Raw genomic sequence first — 17,454 nt, 5'->3', positions numbered from 1 at the left:
GTTGTCTAGTGGAAAACATGTGTTTACCGTATAGGGCATGTGATGTGATCCGCAACACATCCCGACCAAGGGCACCTTCCATGCAGACACCCAACATCGTCATCATCGCCTGCTACCTCGCCGGGATGCTCGCGTTCGGCTGGTGGGGGCGCCGCCGCACCGCCGGCACCTCGGACTACCTCGTGGCTGGCCGCCGTCTCGGCCCGTTCCTGTACACGGGCACCATGAGCGCCGTCGTCCTCGGCGGCGCCTCGACGGTCGGCGGCGTGGGGCTCGGGTACGAATACGGGGTCTCGGGGCTGTGGCTGGTCACCGCGATCGGCGTGGGCGTGCTCGTGCTGAGCCTGGCCTTCGCCCCGAGCCTGCAGCGGCTGAAGATCTACACCGTCTCGCAGATGCTCACCCTGCGCTACGGCTCCGAGGCGACCCGGGCCTCCTCGCTCGTCATGCTGGCCTACACGTTGATGCTGGCGGCCACCTCCACCGGCGCCTACGCGTCGGTCATCGTCGTGCTCTTCGGCTGGGACCGGTGGTTGTCCATCGTGGTCGGCGGCGGGATCGTGCTGGCGTACGCGGTGATCGGCGGCATGTGGTCGATCACCCTGGCGGACATGGCGCAGTTCCTCATCATGACGGTGGGCCTGTTCGGTCTGATGCTGCCGGTCTCGCTGTCCCGGGCCGGCGGCTGGTCCGGGCTCACGTCCCGCCTGGACGCCGAGTTCTTCGACCTCAGCGGCATGGGGCTGCAGTCGATCATCACCTACTTCGTCATCTACACCCTCGGCCTGCTGATCGGCCAGGACATCTGGCAGCGCGTGTTCACCGCTCGCTCCCCGGAGGTCGCCCGCTGGGGTGGCACCGCCGCCGGCGTCTACTGCATTCTCTACGGCGTCGCCGGGTCGGTGATCGGCATGACCGCGGCCGTCCTGCTGCCCGGTATCGAGGTGCGGGACGATGTCTTCGCCACCGTCGCCCTGGACATCCTGCCCCTCGGGATCGGCGGCGTCGCACTGGCGGCCGCGGTCGCCGCGATGATGTCCACCGCCTCCGGCGCCCTCATCGCGGCCGCCACCGTGGCCCGGGCCGACGTCGTCCCCCTCGTCCGCGACCTGCTCCACCGCCGTCCGGGGCAGCCGGACGGCGGGCCGTCACGCGATTTCGAGGAGGATGTGGACACCAACCGCTGGTGGGTGCTGGGCCTGCACCGTCGGCACGCTGACCACCATGGTGATCCTCGAAGCCCGCGGCACGGAGCCGTTCGCGGGGGCCTACGCGAACGAGCCGATCTACGTGGGGCTGGCGGCTTCGGCCGTGGTGTACGTGGCGGTCAGCCTGCTGACGCGGCCGACGGCCCCGTCCGTGCTCGCGGCCTGGCGCCGGCGCCGGACCGAGGGCGCCGCCGAGGAGTTCCGCCCCGGCGTACGTGTCCTGACGCCGCCCGCCACGAGTCGTGCCCGGCCGTCAGAGCACCCAGATCGCCAGTATCCCCAGCACCGCCACGGCCACCACGAGCACCACCATCCACAGCACGGCGAACACGTCCGCCTCCACGCGTTCCGCGGCGATGCCGGTGGACTGCAGCGCGTACCGGCGGCGTTGGGTCAGGTGGATCGCCAGGGCCGCGGCGCCGCACAGTCCCGCCGGCAGCAGCGCCGCCAGCCCCACGGCGGGGAACCAGCGCAGGAGCATGGCCGCCACCACGAACAGCGCCAGCAGCGTCCGGTCCCAGCTCATCACCGTCCGCTCAGGCTGCAGCCCGGGGTCCTGGTGGAGGCTCGGCCGCGAGGACGGCACCGTCACGGCTGCCGGAGCAGCAGGAACACGAGCAGCACCAGGGCGGCCATCGCGCCCCCGGCGGCCAGCACCGGGACGATCAGCGGCAGCGGCAACGGACGGCCGTGCCGCATGGCCCGCTCCACCCGGATCCAGCGGAAGCCGGCCGTGATCGCCAACAGGGCGGCCAGGCCCAGGAGCACGGACCCGAGGACCAGGCGCGTCAGTGGGTCGAACACGAAACCGGTGAAGGCCTCCACGGCGATCCCGCCGGCGGTCAGCGCCAGGGAGGTGCGGATCCACGCCAGGAAGGTCCGCTCGTTCGCGAGGGTGAAGCGCGGATCGGGTTCCCGGCCGCCGTCGAGCACTCTGCTGGAGAACCGGCCCCGGTCCGGCGGCCCGCCCGGCTCTGAAGGTGTCATGGACCCAGCCTAATCAGGCGGTCACCCCGTCCTCGACTTCTCCCTCCTTTTGTCGCCGGCGCTCCGCAGCCAGTAGACTGGGCACGTCGAAGGGGAGTAGTTCCCACCCGCCCCCAGGGCGAATGCAGCGGCGCGTCGACATACTGGCTTCCCCGATGGGGGCCCGGCGCCCCACCCAGCCGTCGATCGTGTCTGGGCGAGCGAGACCTTCGGCCAGACACCGCTCTGGCCGAAGTATCCCCGTGGGGGTTACGCCGGTCGGGGCCCTGCTTGGAGGAACTCGATGGATCACCCGCACGACATCACCACACCCACGTCCCTGGGCGCCGAGCCCACCCGGGACCAGATCCGGCGGTGGCGCCGGTACCTGGCCGACGAGATCGCCGAGGCTGAGGTCTACCGGGTGATCGCCGACCGCAAGGAGGGCCCGGAGCGGGACATCCTGCTGGGACTGGCGACTGCGGAGAAGCGGCACGAGGACCACTGGCGCGCGCTGCTGGGCGAGCACGCCGAGAACCCGCCGCGCCCCTCACCGCACCGGGTGCTGCTGCGTTGGCTGGCCCGGCTGTTCGGCTCGGTCTTCGTGCTGGCCCTGGCCCAGCGCGCCGAGTCGGACTCCCCCTATGCCCAGGACCAGCACGCCACCCCCGCCATGGTGGCGGACGAGGCCATCCACGAGGAGGTCGTGCGCGGCCTCGCGTCCCGGGGCCGCGAGCAGCTGGCCGGCAACTTCCGGGCCGCGGTATTCGGCGCCAACGACGGCCTGGTGTCCAACCTGGCCCTCGTGATGGGCATCGGCGCCACGGGCGTGGCCACCTCGGTGGTGCTGTTCACGGGCATCGCCGGGCTGCTGGCGGGCGCCCTGTCCATGGCGGCCGGGGAATTCGTCTCCGTGCGCTCGCAGCGCGAGCTGCTGGAGGCCTCCTCCCCCACACAGGTCACCCTCGAGGCCGCCGAACACCTGGACCTGGACGAGAACGAGCTGGTCCTCGTCTATCGGGCCCGCGGCATGAACGAGGAGGACGCGGTCCACCGCGCCCAGGAACGCCTGGGTTACTTCAGCTGTGACTGCAACCCGTCCTTCTCGGCACACCCGGACGGCTCGCAGGGGCCGGTGGACTACTCCGATGACCACGAGGCGATCGGCAGCCCGTGGAGCGCCGCGTTCTCCAGCTTCTGCTTCTTCGCCTCCGGCGCCATTATCCCGGTCATCCCCTACCTGTTCGGCCTGGGCGGGATCGGCGCCGTGGCGCTCTCCGCGGCGCTCGTGGGACTGGCCCTGCTGTGCACCGGCGGGGTGGTCGGGCTGCTCTCCGGTGCCTCCCCGCTCAAGCGCGGGCTGCGTCAGCTGCTCATCGGCTTCGGCGCCGCGGCCATCACCTACGTGCTGGGCCTGCTCTTCGGCACCGAACTGGCCTGATCACGGCAGGAAGGCTGCCCCAACTGGCACGTCAGACCGAAATGTGCCCATACTGGGGCAGTAATCAACAGGAATCGGAGGATGCAACATGCGTGGAAGCAACCTGGTCTGGACCATCGTGGGCATACTGGTGGCCATCGCCCTGGTCATCTGGATCGTCTCGGCGCTCTAGGGAGAGTATCCCCCGATCACCACGACGACGACGGCCCCCACCTTCCGCTGGAAGGTGGGGGCCGTCGCCGTAGGTCGGAGCCTGGATCAGCCCTGCAGGATCTCGCGCATCAGGGCGGCGGTCTCCGAGGGGGTCTTGCCCACCTTGACACCGGCGGCCTCGAGGGCCTCCTTCTTGGCCTGGGCGGTGCCGGAGGAGCCGGAGACGATGGCGCCGGCATGGCCCATGGTCTTGCCCTCCGGGGCGGTGAAGCCGGCCACGTAGCCGACGACCGGCTTGGTGACGTTGGCCTTGATGAAGTCGGCGGCACGCTCCTCGGCGTCGCCGCCGATCTCGCCGATCATCACGATGGCCTCGGTCTCCGGGTCGGCCTCGAACGCCGCCAGGGCGTCGATGTGCGTGGTGCCGATGACCGGGTCGCCGCCGATGCCGATGGCGGTGGAGAAGCCGAGATCACGCAGCTCGTACATCATCTGGTAGGTCAGGGTGCCGGACTTGGAGACCAGGCCGATCGGGCCCTTGCCGGTGATGTTCGCGGGGGTGATGCCGGCCAGCGCCTCGCCGGGGGTGATGACGCCGGGGCAGTTCGGGCCGATGATCGTGGTGGTCGGCTTGCCGTCCGCATCCGTGCGGGACGCGGCGAGGGCGTAGAACTCGGCGGTGTCCTGCACCGGGATGCCCTCGGTGATGACCACGAGCAGCGGCATCTTGGCCTCGATGGCCTCGATGGCGGCGTCCTTGGCGAACTTCGGCGGCACGAAGGCCACCGAGACGTCGGCGCCGGTGGCCTCCATGGCCTCGGCCACCGAGCCGAAGACGGGCAGCTCGACCTCGTGCCCCTCCGAGTGCGTGTGGGTCACGGTGGTGCCGGCCTTGCGGGCGTTGACGCCGCCGACGACGTTGGTGCCGGCCTTGAGCATCAGGGCGGTGTGCTTGGTGCCTTCGCCGCCGGTGATGCCCTGGACGATGACCTTGGAGTCCTTATTCAGGTAGATCGACATGGTGTGGGGGGTCCTTACTTGTCAGCCAGCGCGGAGTTGGCGAGTTCTGCGGCCTTGTCGGCGCCTTCGTCCATGGTGGTCGCGAGGGTGACCAGCGGGTGGTTGGCCTCGGCCAGGATGCGCCGGCCCTCCTCCACGTTGTTGCCGTCCAGGCGGACCACGAGCGGTTTGGTGGCCGACTCGCCCAGGATCTCCAGGGCCTTGACGATGCCGTGGGCCACGGCGTCACAGGAGGTGATGCCGCCGAACACGTTGACGAACACGGACTCGACCTGCTCGTCGTTCAGGATGACGTCCAGGCCGTTGGCCATGACCGCGGCGGACGCGCCGCCGCCGATGTCCAGGAAGTTGGCGGGCTTGACGTTGCCGTGGTTCTCGCCGGCGTAGGCCACCACGTCCAGGGTGGACATGACCAGCCCGGCGCCGTTGCCGATGATGCCGACCTGGCCGTCCAGCTTGACGTAGTTGAGGTCGTTGGCCTTGGCCTTGGCCTCCAGCGGGTCCTCGGTGCGCTTGTCCACGAGGGCGCCGTGGCCCTCCTGGCGGAAGTCGGCGTTCTCGTCCAGGGTGACCTTGCCGTCCAGGGCGATGATGTCACCGGCGCCGGTCTTGACCAGCGGGTTGACCTCCACCAGGGTGGCGTCCTCCTTCTCGAAGACGTCCCACAGCTTCACGAGGACGTCGGCCACCTGGCCGCGCAGCTCCTCCGGGAAGTTGGCCTCGGCCACGATCTTCTGCGCGGTGGCGGCGTCGATGCCGGTCAGCGCGGAGACGGGCACCTTGGCCAGGGCCTCAGGGCGTTCCACGGCGAGCTGCTCGATCTCCATGCCGCCCTCGACGGAGCACATGGCCAGGTAGGTGCGGTTGGAGCGGTCCAGCAGCACGGAGAAGTAGTACTCCTCGGCGATGTCCGCACCGGCCGCGATCATGACCTGGTGGACGGTGTGGCCTTTGATGTCCATGCCCAGGATGTCCTTGGCGTACTGGAAGGCCTCATCGGCGTTCTTGGCCACCTTGACGCCGCCGGCCTTGCCGCGGCCACCGACCTTCACCTGGGCCTTGACGACGGTCACGCCGCCAAGCTTCTCAGCGGCCGCCTTGGCCTCTTCCGGGGTCTGCGCCACGATGCCGGCCAGCACGGGGACGCCGTGTGCCTCGAACAGATCGCGCGCCTGGTATTCATACAGGTCCACGGGTTGCAGTCCTTCTACGTCGAAAACGGGGACGGTCGGGTTCCGCGAGCGGCTTCAGGCACACCACAGATCTGCCGTGTGTCCGGCACGGCGGAAGCCGGCCGGAAGCCCGGGGGTTCCCCGGGCGTTCCATCCCATACCTTAGTCCACCTTGTGGAGCGGGGCGTACCGCAGCAGCAGCCGCTTCTCGGTCCCGCCGAAATCGACCTTGGCCACCGTCTTGTCCCCCTGGCCCTCGAGGGTGAGCACGGTTCCTCGCCCGAAGGTGCCGTGCTCCACGTGGTCTCCCGGGGACAGGGAGACGATCTCCTTCTGCGGCTGGACCCGGGTGCGGGCCGCCCCGCGCGGCGGGACCGTCAGCTCGGCGTCCTCGGCATAGGAGCCCGACGCGCGGGCCGGCCGGTTGGCCGTACCGGTGCCGGCTCCCCAGTGGGAGCCGGAGAACCGCTGCGGATAGCGGGAGCCGGAGCCGTTCTGGTGGCCGCCGATGCTGCCGCCGCCCCAGCCCCCGGAGAACCCGGCCGGGCGGGCAGAGCCCTCGCGTTCCCACTCCAGGAGCGCCTCGGGGATCTCGCCGAGGAACTGGCTGGGCGGGTTGAACTGGTGCTGGCCCCACAGAGAACGGGCCTCGGCGCGGGAGACGAAGAGGCGCTGGCGGGCGCGGGTCAGCCCCACGTACGCGAGCCGGCGCTCCTCCGCGAGTTCCTTCTCATCCGTCATGGACCGGGAGTGCGGGAAGACCCCGTGCTCCATGCCGGTCAGGAACACCACCGGGAACTCGAGGCCCTTGGCCGTGTGCAGCGTCATGAGGGTGACCTGGCCGAGCCGCTCGGCCAGCTCGGCCCCCTCGAGGTCACCGGTGTCCGGCAGCTGGTCCGCGTCCGCCACGAGGGCCACCTGCTCCAGGAAGTCCCCGAGGGTGCCCTCCGGATTGTTCTTCTCGAACTCGCGGACCACGGCCACGAGCTCGCCCAGGTTGTCCGCCCGGGACTCGTCCTGCAGGTCCTCGGAGGAGCGCAGGGTGGCCAGCATGCCGGTCTGCTCGAGCACGGCCTCGAGCACGGTGGCAGCGCTGGAGGTGGCCGCCACCTGCGCGAGGTCGTCCATCATCTGCACGAATCCCGTGACGGCCTTGAGCGAGCGGGACGCCATGGCCGGGGCCTGCTCGGCCTGGCGCAGCGCCTCGAAGAAGGTGGACCGGTGGCGGTTCTGCAGTGCCGCCACGGCGCCCTCGGCCCGGTCGCCGATCCCCCGCTTGGGCTCGTTGAGGATGCGCCGGAGGTTGACGTCGTCGTCCGGGTTCGCCAGCACCCGCAGGTAGGCCAGCGCGTCCTTGATCTCCTTGCGATCGTAGAACCGGGTGCCGCCGATGACCCGGTAGGGGATGCCCTTGGTCACCAGTCGCTCCTCGAGGGAGCGGGACTGGGCGTTGGTCCGGTAGAAGACCGCGACGTCCGCGGGGCGGATGTCCTCCTCGTCCTGGAGGCGGTCGATCGTGGTGGCGATCCACTCGGCTTCGGCCGACTCGTTCTCCGCGGCGTAGCCGGTGATCTTCGGCCCCGCGCCCTCCGCCGTCCACAGGCTCTTGGGGCGGCGCTTCGGGTTCTTGGAGATCACCGCGTTGGCGGCGTCCAGGATGGTCTGGGTCGAGCGGTAGTTCTGCTCGAGCTTGATGGTGGTGGCCTCAAGGTAGTCCTGCTCGAACTCCACGATGTTGCGGATGTCCGCGCCGCGGAAGGCGTAGATGGACTGGTCCGAGTCCCCGACCACGGTCAGCTCACCACCGGCCGTCTCCACGCCCTCGGGCTCGCCGGCCGGTCCCGTCAGGAGCCGCACGAGCCGGTACTGGGCGTGGTTGGTGTCCTGGTACTCGTCCACCAGCACGTGCCGGAAGCGGCGGCGGTAATTGTCCAGGACGGCGGGGAAGGCCTCGAACATGTTGACGGTCATGCCGATCAGGTCGTCGAAGTCCATGGCGTTGGCCTGGCGCAGGCGTTGAGTGTAGTCCCGGTACACGGCGGAGACGGCCTGGGCGAAGGGCTCCGAGTCCGAGACGGTGGCGGAGTGGTCCTCCGCGTCCACGAGCTCGTTCTTCAGGGCGCTGATCCGGTTCAGCAGGGCCTTGGGGGCGAACTTCTTGGGATCCAGGTCATGGGCCTTGGCGATCGAGGTGACCAGGCGCAGCGAATCCGCCGAGTCGTAGATCGAGAAGTTGGACTTCAGCCCGACCGTGGTGGCCTCGCGGCGCAGGATGCGCACGCAGGAGGAGTGGAACGTGGAGATCCACATCTTCTGCGCCGCCGGGCCGATCAACGCGGAGATCCGCTCACGCATCTCCGCGGCGGCCTTGTTGGTGAACGTGATGGCCAGGACCTCGTGCGGGCGGGCCCGCCCGGTGCCCAGCGCGTAGGCGATGCGGTGGGTCAGGACGCGGGTCTTGCCCGAGCCGGCGCCGGCCACGATGAGCAGGGGCCCGCCGGTGTGCACCACGGCGAGCTTCTGCTGCTCGTTCAGCCCCTCCAGCAGCTCGTCCGCATCCGGGGTGCGGTGCGCGGGCGCGGAGGCGGCGAAGGCCTCCGGATCCGTGGCGACCGGCTCGAGGGAGCGGGAGGTGAAGAGGCCGGGCAGGGAGGTCTGGAAATTCTGGGACATGGTGCCCAGAAGTCTATCGAGTGGCGCGGACGCCGTCCGCCCTCGTCCACAGTCCGGCCGCCCCAGCCGGCGCTCAGGAGTCGAGGGTGGCGTACACGATGAAGTTCTCCTCGAGCAGGCCCGTCTGCTCGTTCAGCCCGTCGCAGGTGATCAGCCGGAGCTCGGGACCTGCGGTGTTGCCATAGACCTCCAGGGTGGGGAAGCCCTCCCGGTCCTTGCCGAACCGCTCCGTGCGGTAGACGGTGAAGGAGGCCTCGGAGCCATCCTGCCGGGCCACCTCGATGGAGTCTCCCACCTCGACCTGGGGAAGGTCGGCGAAGATCCCGGGCCCACCCTCGATCCCGTTGCGGTGGCCGAGGATCACGGCGGGGCCGGTCTCCCCCGGCGTCGGCGAGTGGACGTACCAGCCGGCCGGCGAGCCGAGGTTGTAGGGCGGGACCTCGATCATGCCGTTGTCCTGCAATCCGAGGTCCATGAGTTCCGACTCCACCCCGATGCCGGGGACCGAGATCCCCACCGGGTCGGAGGCCGGGAGGGCCACCGGGGTGGCCTCGGCTGTGGCTTCCGGCGAGGCCTCTGACGTGGTGGTCGGCTCGGGCTCCGCGGTGGTCTCGGCCGGGAAGGCCGAGGCGGACGACGACGCCGCGGAGGACGCAGCGGAGGAAGACGGGGCCGACGGTGACTCCACGGCAGCGGAGCAGCCGGCGGCGAGCAGGAGCGCGCCCGCCGCGCAGACCGTCAGGCCTGCGCGGCGGACAGCGGAGGGGGACGTCATGATGTGGTCGGCCTCCGCCCGATCAGGCCCGGCTCGAGCGCCGGCTGACAGCCCAGGCCCCGCCGCCCAGGGCGGCCACGGCGAGGGCACCCACGCCGAGGAAGATCCCCGAGGTGTCCTGGCGCTGGACCGGCGAACCGGTGTCAGCGCCACCCTCCGGCATCTGCCCCATCTGCGAGACGGTCACGGTGCCGCAGGCCGCCGGGAGGGTGGCGGCCAGGGGCAGGGACGGATCCAGCTCGCTCGGCTTCTCCTGCGCCTCCGCGCTCAGCCTGGTGGGATCCACGCCGTGGACCACCACCACGGCGGTACCGTCAGCCAGGGAGGCGGCGGTCTCGTCGTTGAGCTCGAAGGTCCGCTCGTAGTTGTAGGCGGAGCCACCCGGGAACCGCTCGACCGCGAGCGCCGAGTCGGCACTCGTGTCGCCCTCAGTGGTCAGCGACGTGCCGATGGCCCCGTAGAAGGGATGTCCCTCGGGAACACTGATGGCACCGTCACCGTCGGTGTCCGCATCCGGCCCGGGGCAGACCCCCTGGCCGGCAATGTGGATGTGCTGGGCGTGCGGGAAGGGACCGTCCATGAAGGTCTCCGCGGCGCCGGTGACGTTCACCGAGACGGTGGCCTCGTTGCCGTCCAGCTCGATCATGGCCTGGCCGGACGTGCCGCTGTCGTTCAACGGGTCCAGGGTGGCCTGCCCCGACCAGGCGCCCTCGTGGGTACTCGTGGTGGTGGCGGTGCCGCCCCCCTCACCGTGACCGCTGTGGGCCAGGGCGGGGGACGTGGTCAGGGTCAGGGCACCCAGGGCGATGACCGGGGCCAAGAGCATGTTCTTGCGCATGATGATCTCCTCGTTGTCGTTCGGATACAGGGTGTTCGGAGCCACCATGGGAGCGGATGGGTCATGCCGTGAAATTCCTCACATCGGACCGTGGTCCCCCGCCGGTGCGCGGAACTGGGACAATGGAGACTGGAGGTATCCGTGTCCCAGAAGAACCGCAAGAAGCCCACGGCGAGCGCCCAGGCCAAGGCCCCGGCCGGCGTCGCGCCCGTCCAGCGCCCGAGGGTGTCCGTGGGGCAGGCCCGGCAGGACCTGCAGGCCTCCGGCCAGCAGCAGGGCAGCCCGGGCATGCTCATCATCGCGCTGGTCGGCGCCACGCTGTTCATGTTCTTCTACCTGCACGTCCTCGCCCTGCCGCAGATGTCCGTGCTGTCCGGCGGACTGCCCATGCCGGACCACCGGTTCTCGTACGGCGCCGCCGACCTCGCCGAGCTGGACGCCGCCATGGACACCGCGGCGCACGGGCAGCTGAACTGGGTGCACAAGACCGCCGGGGTGATCTTCCCGCTCTTCGTCTTCGCCTGCGTCTCCGCCGTGGCCGCCTGGTCGTTGCCCCGCGGCGCCGGCCGGTGGGTTTCCTACGCCGCAGGCGGGCTCTTCGCGGTCGTGGACATCGCCGAGAACATGCTCATCGAGTCGGCCCTGGACGCCGGCGGCGAGGGGGCCGAGCTGGCCTCCGCATTCACCTCGGCGCGGTGGGTCCTGCTCGTGGCGCTCGCCGCATGGGTGGTGGTGATCGTGGCCGGGAAGACCCGGCGCCTGCTCAGGGAGCGGAAGGCCCGGATCGTTCAGTAGGATGTTCGGGTGGACCGGCCCTCCGGTCCCCCGCCCCCGTAGCTCAGTAGGATAGAGCGACCCTCTCCTAAAGGGTAGGCCGTCGGTTCGATTCCGGCCGGGGGCACCATTCAGAGGGGCCGCACTACAGTTGTCCCGGATCGTCGAACTGGGTCCGATACAGCTCCGCGTAGCGCCCGCCGGCAGCCAGCAGCTCGGCGTGCGGGCCCTCCTCCACCACGCGGCCGTCCTCGACCACGAGGATCCGGTCCGCGGAGCGGACGGTGGAGAGCCGGTGGGCGATCACCACGGCGGTGCGGCCGGCCAACGCCTCGGCCAGGGCCGCCTGGACAGCCTTCTCCGAGGTGGAGTCCAGGGCGGCGGTGGCCTCGTCCAGCAGCACCACGCGCGGGCCGGCCAGCAGCAGCCGGGCGATCGTCATGCGCTGGCGCTCGCCGCCGGAGAGCCGGTAGCCGCGCTCCCCCACCACGGTGTCCAGGCCGTCCGGCAGGGACTCCACGACCTCCCGCAGCCGGGCCCGGTCGATCGCGTCCCAGACCTCGTCCTCGCCGGCCCCGGGACGGGACAGGGTGAGGTTGCCGCGGATCGTGTCATGGAACAGGTGCCCGTCCTGGGTGACCATCCCCACCGTCTGCTGCAGTGAGGCAAAGGTGGTGTCCCGCACATCGGTGCCGTTGTAGCGGATGGTGCCGGAGCCGGCGTCGTACAACCGGGCCAGCAGGGCGGCGATGGTGGACTTGCCGGCGCCGGAGGTGCCGACCAGCGCATAGGTCTGGCCGGGGCGCACGGTGAAGGAGATGCCATGCAGCACCTCGGATCCGCCCCGTCGGTCCAGCACGGCGACCTCCTCGAGCGAGGCCAGGGACACCTGCTCGGCGCTCGGGTAGGCAAAGCGGACGTCCTGGACCTCGAGGGTCACGGGACCGGCCGGGATCGGGGCGGCATCCGGCTTCTGGCGGATGAGCGGCTGCAGGTCCAGGACCTCGAAGATCCGCTCGAAGGAGACCAAGGCGGCCATGATCTCCACGCGCGCACTGGCCAGCGAGGTCAGCGGGGCGTACAGGCGGGTGAGCAGCAGCGCGAGGGTCACCACGTCCCCGGCGTTGAGGGAGCCGGCCAGCGCCTGCAGTCCGCCGATCCCGTAGACGGCCGCCAGCGCGAGGGCGGAGACCAGCGTCAGCGCCGTCATGAACACGGACTGGCGCACGGAGATCCCGACGCCGGTCTGCCGCACCCGGTCGGCGCGTCCCGCGAACTCCACCGACTCCCGGCGCGGGTCGCCGAAGAGCTTGACGAGGGTGGCCCCGGGCGCGGAGAACCGCTCGGTCATCTGGTCGCCCATGGCGGCGTTGTTCTGGGCCTGGCGGCGGCTGAGCCCGGCGATCGTGCCGCCCAGCAGCCGGGCGGGGATGAAGAACAGCGGCAGCAGCACCAGGGAGACGAGGGTGATCTGCCACGAGGTGGTCAGCATGACGGCCAGGGTGAGGACCACCGAGACGAGGTTCATGACCACGCCGGACAGGGTCCGGGAGATGGCGGTCTGGGCGCCGATCACGTCGTTGTTGAGCCGGGAGACCAGGGCGCCGGTGCGGGTGCGCATGAAGAAGGCGATCGGCATGGTCTGCACGTGGTCGAACACGGCGGTGCGCAGGTCGTAGATGATCCGCTCCCCGAGGTCCGAGGAGAGCCACCGGGTCGCCACCGCCAGCAGGGCGTCCGCCACGGCCACCGCGGCGATGAGCAGGGCCAGCCGGACGATCCGGTCGGCGTCCCCCTCCCCCACGATCGCGTCCACCACGTCCCCGGCGAGGACGGGCGAGGCTACCCCCAGCACGGCGCCCACCACGGACAGCACGAGGTAGAACACGAGCTTGCCCCGGTAGCGGCGCACGAAGTCCAGGGATCGCCGGACGGTTCCAGGACGCAGCGTGCCCTTCGCGGCCGGGTCCCCGTGACTGACCCGGCGCATGGCCATCATGGCCGCGCGTTCCATGCTCATCGTGCGGGCCGGTTTCTTTCAACGTCCTCCGCGACGGCCCGGTCCAGCAGTCGCTCGATGCCGTGCAACGACGCGCGGTGGGCCCGGTCGAAGCCTGCCTGCCCCGTTCCCTCGGCCAGCCCGGCGGCATAGCCGGCGATGAATGCGGTCGCCGCCGCGTCGTCGTCGTTCCCCGAGGTGGCGGCCGCGATCCGAGCGAGCCGCGCCAGGCGGGGGATGTCCACGGCGGCGTCCCCGAGTTCGAGGGCGGCCATCAGCTCAGCAGTCAGGGTCTCGGGCATCATCCCAGTTTAGGTCCGCTTCGGCCCGCTGGGGCCCCGGCTCAGGCCACGGCGGCCAGGAAGTCCGTCCACTGCTCGGCCGGGCGCTCCAGTTCGCGGATTCGCCACTGGGGCCCGCGCGGGCGCTGGGGCGTGAGGCGCAGGGTCCAGCCCAGTTGCGCGAGGGTGCGATCCCCCTTGGCGTTGTTGCAGACCAGGCAGCAGGCCACCAGGTTCTCCCAGGAGTCCTCCCCGCCGCGGGACCGGGGGTGGATGTGGTCCACGGTGCTGGCGGAACGCCCGCAGTAGCCGCAGAGGTGGGAGTCGCGGCGCAGCACGCCCCTGCGGGACACGGGTGCCGAGTCGGTGTGCGGGATGCGGACGTACCGGGTGAGCAGGATGACCGCCGGGCGGCGCACCGTGGTGGAGGGCCCGACGACGGGGTCGCCGCCATCGGCGAGCACGCTCGCCTTGCCGGTGCCCACCAGCAGGATGGCCCGGCGGTAGCTGACGACGGACAGCGGCTCGTAGCCGGCATTCAGGACCAGAGTGCGCATGGGACGTACCTCGCGGCGGTGTCTGAGCCGCGGGCGCCGGATCGTCCGCCGGGTACCGACCCGGCCATCCGGCGTCTGCGGGGATGAATCGGGTTGACGATCAGGTTCAGGATACGCGGAGGAACCGGGGGCTTCGGTTCATGCACCCCCGGTTCCGGGCGTGTCGGCAGGAGTGTTCACGGCCCCTTCACGCTCCCTTCATGCCGGGAACGACCGAGGGCCCCTCCGGAAGGAGGGGCCCTCGTAGCAGTCGTCGCTGGTCCGGCTCAGTCCCGGACCGTGGAGTCGGTGATCAGCCGACGTAGGTGTAGTAGCCCATCAGCGGGTTCCGGGTCACCGAGTGCTGGAAGGTGCCCACGGAGGGGTTCTGGGCGCCGATCATCTGGCCGTTGCCCACGTAGATCCCCACGTGGCCGCCGCCGTTCTGGAACACCAGGTCGCCCGGCTTCGGGTTGGACGTGGGGACGAAGAGGCCGGAGCCCCGGATCGCCGAGGTGGAGGACGGGATGTTGATCCCGGCCTGCGCGTAGGCCCAGGACACGAAGCCCGAGCAGTCCCAGCCGGAGGGGCCCTTGCCGCCGTAGACGTAGGGCACGCCCACGCCGGCGTAGGCGGCGCCCACCACGCCGCCCACGGAGGAGCTCTGGGCGGCCGGGGCCGGGGTGGAGGCGACCTGCTGGGTGGCGGCCGAGGAGGAGGAAGAAGAAGAGGAGGAAGAAGAAGAAGAAGAAGAGGAGGAAGACGACGACGAGGAGCTGGACTGCCGCGTCGACTGGCCCTGCGAGGACTCGGCCTGCGTGGTGGAGGCACGCTCGGCGCGCGGGGCCGGCTCAGGCTCGGGGGCCGGTTCCGGCTCGGGCTCCGGGGCGGGCTTCGAGGAGACCGTGGCGCGGTCCAGCTCGACCTTCACGTCCTTGGCCGCGGCCACGTTGACGGTGGTCACCGCCGCACGCTCGATGTCCAGGCCCGGGGCCGGGATGCGGGTGGTCTCCCGGACGGCGGGCGCGGCGCCCTGGGCCGGCATGCCGATCGTCAGCACGAGGCCGGACGCTGCGGCCACCACGGCGGCCTGGCGGCCCACGGTGCCTGCGTTCGAGGAGACGGCCTTGGAGATGGCCTCCAACGGGTTGGTGTTCGCCGGGGTGGCGCGGTGGCGTGCTGCGGAGCTGCGCTTCGACACGGAAATGACCTCTCTCACGTGCCGCCGGACAAAGTCCGCCCCCGCCATGATGGACGACTGCTTGAAGACGCCGTGGTCGCGGGGGGTGTGGCAAACCATCGGCTGGCTGCCTCGGAACTGGACTGTCCGAAGCGCCGAGATCCAAGGTATATCAAAAGTTTATAAATGTCACGCTGAGGTCACGGACCCGGTGGATAACGTGTCTCCTGGGCCCAAGATCCGCGCCATTCCGGGGTTTTCCGCGGTCACGTCCCGGTGACGAACCGGGGGTCCCACCGTGATGCTGGGCGGATTCCCCAGGGTACGGCTAGCGCTCCACGATGATGTGGGACGCGGTCTCCGCGTTGACCTCCAGCGCCACGCCGGCCTCGGCGAAGGCGAACGGCTCAGCGGCGCGGACGGTGACGTATCCATCACTCGCGGCAATCTCGATGGACTGGCCGGGGCGGACCCCGGCCAGGGCCAGCTCGCTCAGTAGGTCCGGGTCGGTCTGGATGGCCTCGGTCAGGCGGACCACCGTGTAGCGGCCCGGCTGGCCGGACACCACGGAGAGCCGCTCGCCCCGGTCGAAGGCCGAGCCCGTGCCCGGCACGGGCGGGCGGAGGTCGCCCAGGCCCGGGATCGGGTTGCCGTAGGGCGACTCGGCCGGATGGTGCAGCAGGTCCAGCAGCCGCAGCTCGACCTGCTCGCTCATGACGTGCTCCCACCGGCAGGCCTCTTCATGGACATAGGCCCAGTCCAGCCCGATGACGTCGGCCAGCAGCCGCTCGGCCAGGCGGTGCTTGCGCATCACGCTCACGGCCTTCTCGCGGCCATCCGCGGTCAGTTCCAGGTGGCGGTCGTTGCGCACGTGCACCAGCCCGTCCCGCTCCATGCGGGCCACGGTCTGGGAGACGGTCGGGCCGGAGTGGTCGAGGCGCTCGGCGATGCGGGCGCGCAGGGGCACGATCCCCTCCTCCTCGAGCTCGAGGATGGTCCGCAAGTACATCTCGGTGGTGTCGATCAGGTCCGTCACGGCTGATGTTCCTCTCCAGGTCCCCAACGATTCTCCGTCTCCGCCGCAACCGTCCGGCCAGGGATCGGCAGAGATACGGGAAGTCCATCATCCATCTTAGTCGCGCGCCCCGAGGGCAGACGACACGTGGCGTCCGGACCGGGCACGGTGCGGGACAATGGCCCTTTGCGGCCCGGCCGAGAACCCACCACGTCAGGAGATCCCATGAGCACCCCCGAGGTGACCATCCCCCAGAACCTGCTGCCCCGGGACGGACGGTTCGGCGCCGGACCGTCCAAGGTGCGCGCCGAGCAGGTGCAGGCCCTCGTCGACGCCGGTCCGCGGCTGCTGGGGACCTCCCATCGCCAGGCACCGGTCAAGAACCTGGTCGGCAGCGTCCGCGAGGGCCTGGCCCAGCTGTTCTCCGCCCCGGAGGGCTACGAGGTCATCCTGGGGGTCGGCGGCTCCACCGCGTTCTGGGACGCGGCCAGCTTCGGCCTGGTCCGATCCCGGGCGCAGCACCTGTCCTTCGGCGAGTTCGGCTCGAAGTTCGCCAAGTCCACGGACAACGCCCCCTTCCTCGAGGCCTCCTCCATCCTCACCTCCGAGCCGGGCACCCGCCCCGAGCCGGCCGCCGAGGACGGCGTGGACGTGTACGCCTGGCCGCAGAACGAGACCTCCACCGGGGTCGCCGCCCCGGTGCAGCGGGTGCCCGGTGCCGCTGAGGACGCCCTCGTGCTGGTGGACGCCACCTCCGCGGCCGGCGGGCTGCCGGTGGACGTGTCCCAGACGGACGCCTACTACTTCGCCCCGCAGAAGAACTTCGCCTCCGACGGCGGCCTGTGGCTGGCGCTGTTCTCCCCCGCCGCGCTGGCCCGGGTGGAGGAGGTCAAGTCCTCCGGCCGCTGGATCCCCGACTTCCTGGATCTGAAGACCGCCGTGGACAACTCGGTGAAGAACCAGACCTACAACACCCCGGCCCTGGCCACCCTGGTGATGCTGGACCGCCAGGTGCAGTGGATGAACTCCAACGGTGGCCTGGAGTTCGCCACCGCCCGCACCGCCGACTCGTCGAACCGCGTGTACTCCTGGGCCGCCGGCTCGTCCTTCGCCACCCCGTTCGTCACCCGGCCCGAGGACCGCTCGGCGGTCATCACCACCATTGACTTCGACGAGTCCGTGGATGCCGCCGCCGTGGCGAAGGTCCTGCGGGCCAACGGCGTGGTGGACGTGGAACCGTACCGCAAGCTCGGCCGCAACCAGCTGCGCATCGCCACCTTCGCGGCGATCGATCCGGACGACGTGACGGCGCTGCTGGCCTGCATCGACCACGTGGTCCAGCACCTCGCCTGATCGTCTTCAGGGCACGAATCACCAGTGATTCGTGCCCTGAAAACCACCGGAGGACGACGACGGCCGCGCA

The 17,454-nt window shown here is 70.6% G+C and carries 15 protein-coding genes, 1 tRNA gene and 1 pseudogene; 5 read left to right on the top strand and 12 right to left on the bottom strand.

What is annotated here, in order from left to right:
• Nucleotides 1-80 precede the first annotated feature (80 nt).
• Nucleotides 81-1,407 (top strand): annotated as a pseudogene (locus RE421_RS06580) (sodium:solute symporter); the annotation flags it as partial.
• A gap of 54 nt (nucleotides 1,408-1,461) precedes the next feature.
• Here RE421_RS06580 and RE421_RS06575 read toward each other — a convergent pair.
• The gene (locus RE421_RS06575) at nucleotides 1,462-1,794 is read right to left on the bottom strand and encodes a DUF202 domain-containing protein (protein ID WP_309817136.1); all 333 of its coding nucleotides are present in this window, start codon (nucleotides 1,792-1,794) and stop codon (nucleotides 1,462-1,464) included.
• 2 nt (nucleotides 1,795-1,796) lie between these two features.
• On the bottom strand, nucleotides 1,797-2,195 hold the full coding sequence (locus tag RE421_RS06570) for a DUF202 domain-containing protein (RefSeq protein WP_309816176.1): 399 nt from the start codon (nucleotides 2,193-2,195) through the stop codon (nucleotides 1,797-1,799).
• A 283-nt stretch (nucleotides 2,196-2,478) separates the two neighbouring features.
• Between RE421_RS06570 and RE421_RS06565 the strand changes: the two genes are divergently transcribed.
• Nucleotides 2,479-3,615 carry a VIT1/CCC1 transporter family protein gene (locus RE421_RS06565; protein WP_309816171.1) on the top strand — a complete coding sequence of 379 codons (1,137 nt, stop codon included), beginning with the start codon at nucleotides 2,479-2,481 and terminating at the stop codon, nucleotides 3,613-3,615.
• Nucleotides 3,616-3,873: 258 nt separating this feature from the next.
• Here the strand turns inward: RE421_RS06565 and sucD are convergent, their stop codons facing one another.
• The 5 genes from sucD to RE421_RS06540 form a co-directional block, all read right to left on the bottom strand.
• Nucleotides 3,874-4,788 carry a succinate--CoA ligase subunit alpha gene (gene sucD, locus RE421_RS06560; protein WP_309816169.1) on the bottom strand — a complete coding sequence of 305 codons (915 nt, stop codon included), beginning with the start codon at nucleotides 4,786-4,788 and terminating at the stop codon, nucleotides 3,874-3,876.
• 14 nt (nucleotides 4,789-4,802) lie between these two features.
• A complete protein-coding gene (sucC, locus tag RE421_RS06555; protein WP_309816165.1) occupies nucleotides 4,803-5,981 on the bottom strand; it encodes an ADP-forming succinate--CoA ligase subunit beta in 1,179 nt (392 codons plus the stop codon).
• A gap of 141 nt (nucleotides 5,982-6,122) precedes the next feature.
• Nucleotides 6,123-8,633, bottom strand: coding sequence for a DNA helicase PcrA (pcrA, locus tag RE421_RS06550; RefSeq protein WP_309816162.1), 2,511 nt, complete (start codon nucleotides 8,631-8,633; stop codon nucleotides 6,123-6,125).
• Between the two features lie 73 nt (nucleotides 8,634-8,706).
• Nucleotides 8,707-9,408 carry a class F sortase gene (locus RE421_RS06545; protein ID WP_309816159.1) on the bottom strand — a complete coding sequence of 234 codons (702 nt, stop codon included), beginning with the start codon at nucleotides 9,406-9,408 and terminating at the stop codon, nucleotides 8,707-8,709.
• Nucleotides 9,409-9,430: 22 nt separating this feature from the next.
• Nucleotides 9,431-10,294, bottom strand: coding sequence for a hypothetical protein (locus tag RE421_RS06540; RefSeq protein WP_309816157.1), 864 nt, complete (start codon nucleotides 10,292-10,294; stop codon nucleotides 9,431-9,433).
• A 93-nt stretch (nucleotides 10,295-10,387) separates the two neighbouring features.
• Here RE421_RS06540 and RE421_RS06535 point away from each other — a divergent pair, with 93 nt between their 5' ends.
• Nucleotides 10,388-11,041 (top strand): hypothetical protein, encoded by a 654-nt coding sequence (locus RE421_RS06535; protein ID WP_309816156.1) that lies wholly within the window; start codon nucleotides 10,388-10,390, stop codon nucleotides 11,039-11,041.
• A gap of 32 nt (nucleotides 11,042-11,073) precedes the next feature.
• Nucleotides 11,074-11,150 (top strand) — tRNA-Arg (locus tag RE421_RS06530).
• Between the two features lie 15 nt (nucleotides 11,151-11,165).
• Here RE421_RS06530 and RE421_RS06525 read toward each other — a convergent pair.
• From RE421_RS06525 to RE421_RS06505, 5 genes are all read right to left on the bottom strand, one after another.
• The gene (locus RE421_RS06525) at nucleotides 11,166-13,040 is read right to left on the bottom strand and encodes an ABC transporter ATP-binding protein (protein ID WP_309816153.1); all 1,875 of its coding nucleotides are present in this window, start codon (nucleotides 13,038-13,040) and stop codon (nucleotides 11,166-11,168) included.
• The gene (locus tag RE421_RS06520) at nucleotides 13,037-13,321 is read right to left on the bottom strand and encodes a molybdopterin-guanine dinucleotide biosynthesis protein (RefSeq protein ID WP_309816150.1); all 285 of its coding nucleotides are present in this window, start codon (nucleotides 13,319-13,321) and stop codon (nucleotides 13,037-13,039) included. The genes RE421_RS06525 and RE421_RS06520 overlap by 4 nt, the downstream gene beginning before the upstream one ends.
• 41 nt (nucleotides 13,322-13,362) lie before the next feature.
• Nucleotides 13,363-13,857 carry an HNH endonuclease gene (locus RE421_RS06515; protein WP_309816147.1) on the bottom strand — a complete coding sequence of 165 codons (495 nt, stop codon included), beginning with the start codon at nucleotides 13,855-13,857 and terminating at the stop codon, nucleotides 13,363-13,365.
• Between the two features lie 292 nt (nucleotides 13,858-14,149).
• Nucleotides 14,150-15,037, bottom strand: coding sequence for a C40 family peptidase (locus RE421_RS06510; RefSeq protein ID WP_309816145.1), 888 nt, complete (start codon nucleotides 15,035-15,037; stop codon nucleotides 14,150-14,152).
• 307 nt (nucleotides 15,038-15,344) lie between these two features.
• Nucleotides 15,345-16,052, bottom strand: coding sequence for an iron dependent repressor, metal binding and dimerization domain protein (locus tag RE421_RS06505; protein ID WP_309816141.1), 708 nt, complete (start codon nucleotides 16,050-16,052; stop codon nucleotides 15,345-15,347).
• A gap of 204 nt (nucleotides 16,053-16,256) precedes the next feature.
• Here RE421_RS06505 and serC point away from each other — a divergent pair, with 204 nt between their 5' ends.
• Nucleotides 16,257-17,384 carry a phosphoserine transaminase gene (gene serC, locus RE421_RS06500; protein ID WP_309816138.1) on the top strand — a complete coding sequence of 376 codons (1,128 nt, stop codon included), beginning with the start codon at nucleotides 16,257-16,259 and terminating at the stop codon, nucleotides 17,382-17,384.
• The last annotated feature ends 70 nt before the right edge of the window (nucleotides 17,385-17,454 follow it).

This window comes from Citricoccus sp. I39-566 (assembly GCF_031432995.1).
Classification (GTDB): Bacteria; Actinomycetota; Actinomycetes; order Actinomycetales; family Micrococcaceae; genus Citricoccus; species Citricoccus nitrophenolicus_A.
This window is presented reverse-complemented; position numbering and strand designations above follow the sequence as displayed.

What these genes read in the sequence shown, in the direction of transcription:
- RE421_RS06570 (WP_309816176.1), bottom strand. Translation starts at nt 2,195, where the DNA reads ATGACACCTTCAGAGCCGGGCGGGCCGCCGGACCGGGGCCGGTTCTCC.
- RE421_RS06565 (WP_309816171.1), top strand. Translation starts at nt 2,479, where the DNA reads ATGGATCACCCGCACGACATCACCACACCCACGTCCCTGGGCGCCGAG.
- sucD (WP_309816169.1), bottom strand. Translation starts at nt 4,788, where the DNA reads ATGTCGATCTACCTGAATAAGGACTCCAAGGTCATCGTCCAGGGCATC.
- pcrA (WP_309816162.1), bottom strand. Translation starts at nt 8,633, where the DNA reads ATGTCCCAGAATTTCCAGACCTCCCTGCCCGGCCTCTTCACCTCCCGC.
- RE421_RS06545 (WP_309816159.1), bottom strand. Translation starts at nt 9,408, where the DNA reads ATGACGTCCCCCTCCGCTGTCCGCCGCGCAGGCCTGACGGTCTGCGCG.
- RE421_RS06540 (WP_309816157.1), bottom strand. Translation starts at nt 10,294, where the DNA reads ATGGTGGCTCCGAACACCCTGTATCCGAACGACAACGAGGAGATCATC.
- RE421_RS06525 (WP_309816153.1), bottom strand. Translation starts at nt 13,040, where the DNA reads ATGAGCATGGAACGCGCGGCCATGATGGCCATGCGCCGGGTCAGTCAC.
- RE421_RS06520 (WP_309816150.1), bottom strand. Translation starts at nt 13,321, where the DNA reads ATGCCCGAGACCCTGACTGCTGAGCTGATGGCCGCCCTCGAACTCGGG.
- RE421_RS06515 (WP_309816147.1), bottom strand. Translation starts at nt 13,857, where the DNA reads ATGCGCACTCTGGTCCTGAATGCCGGCTACGAGCCGCTGTCCGTCGTC.
- serC (WP_309816138.1), top strand. Translation starts at nt 16,257, where the DNA reads ATGAGCACCCCCGAGGTGACCATCCCCCAGAACCTGCTGCCCCGGGAC.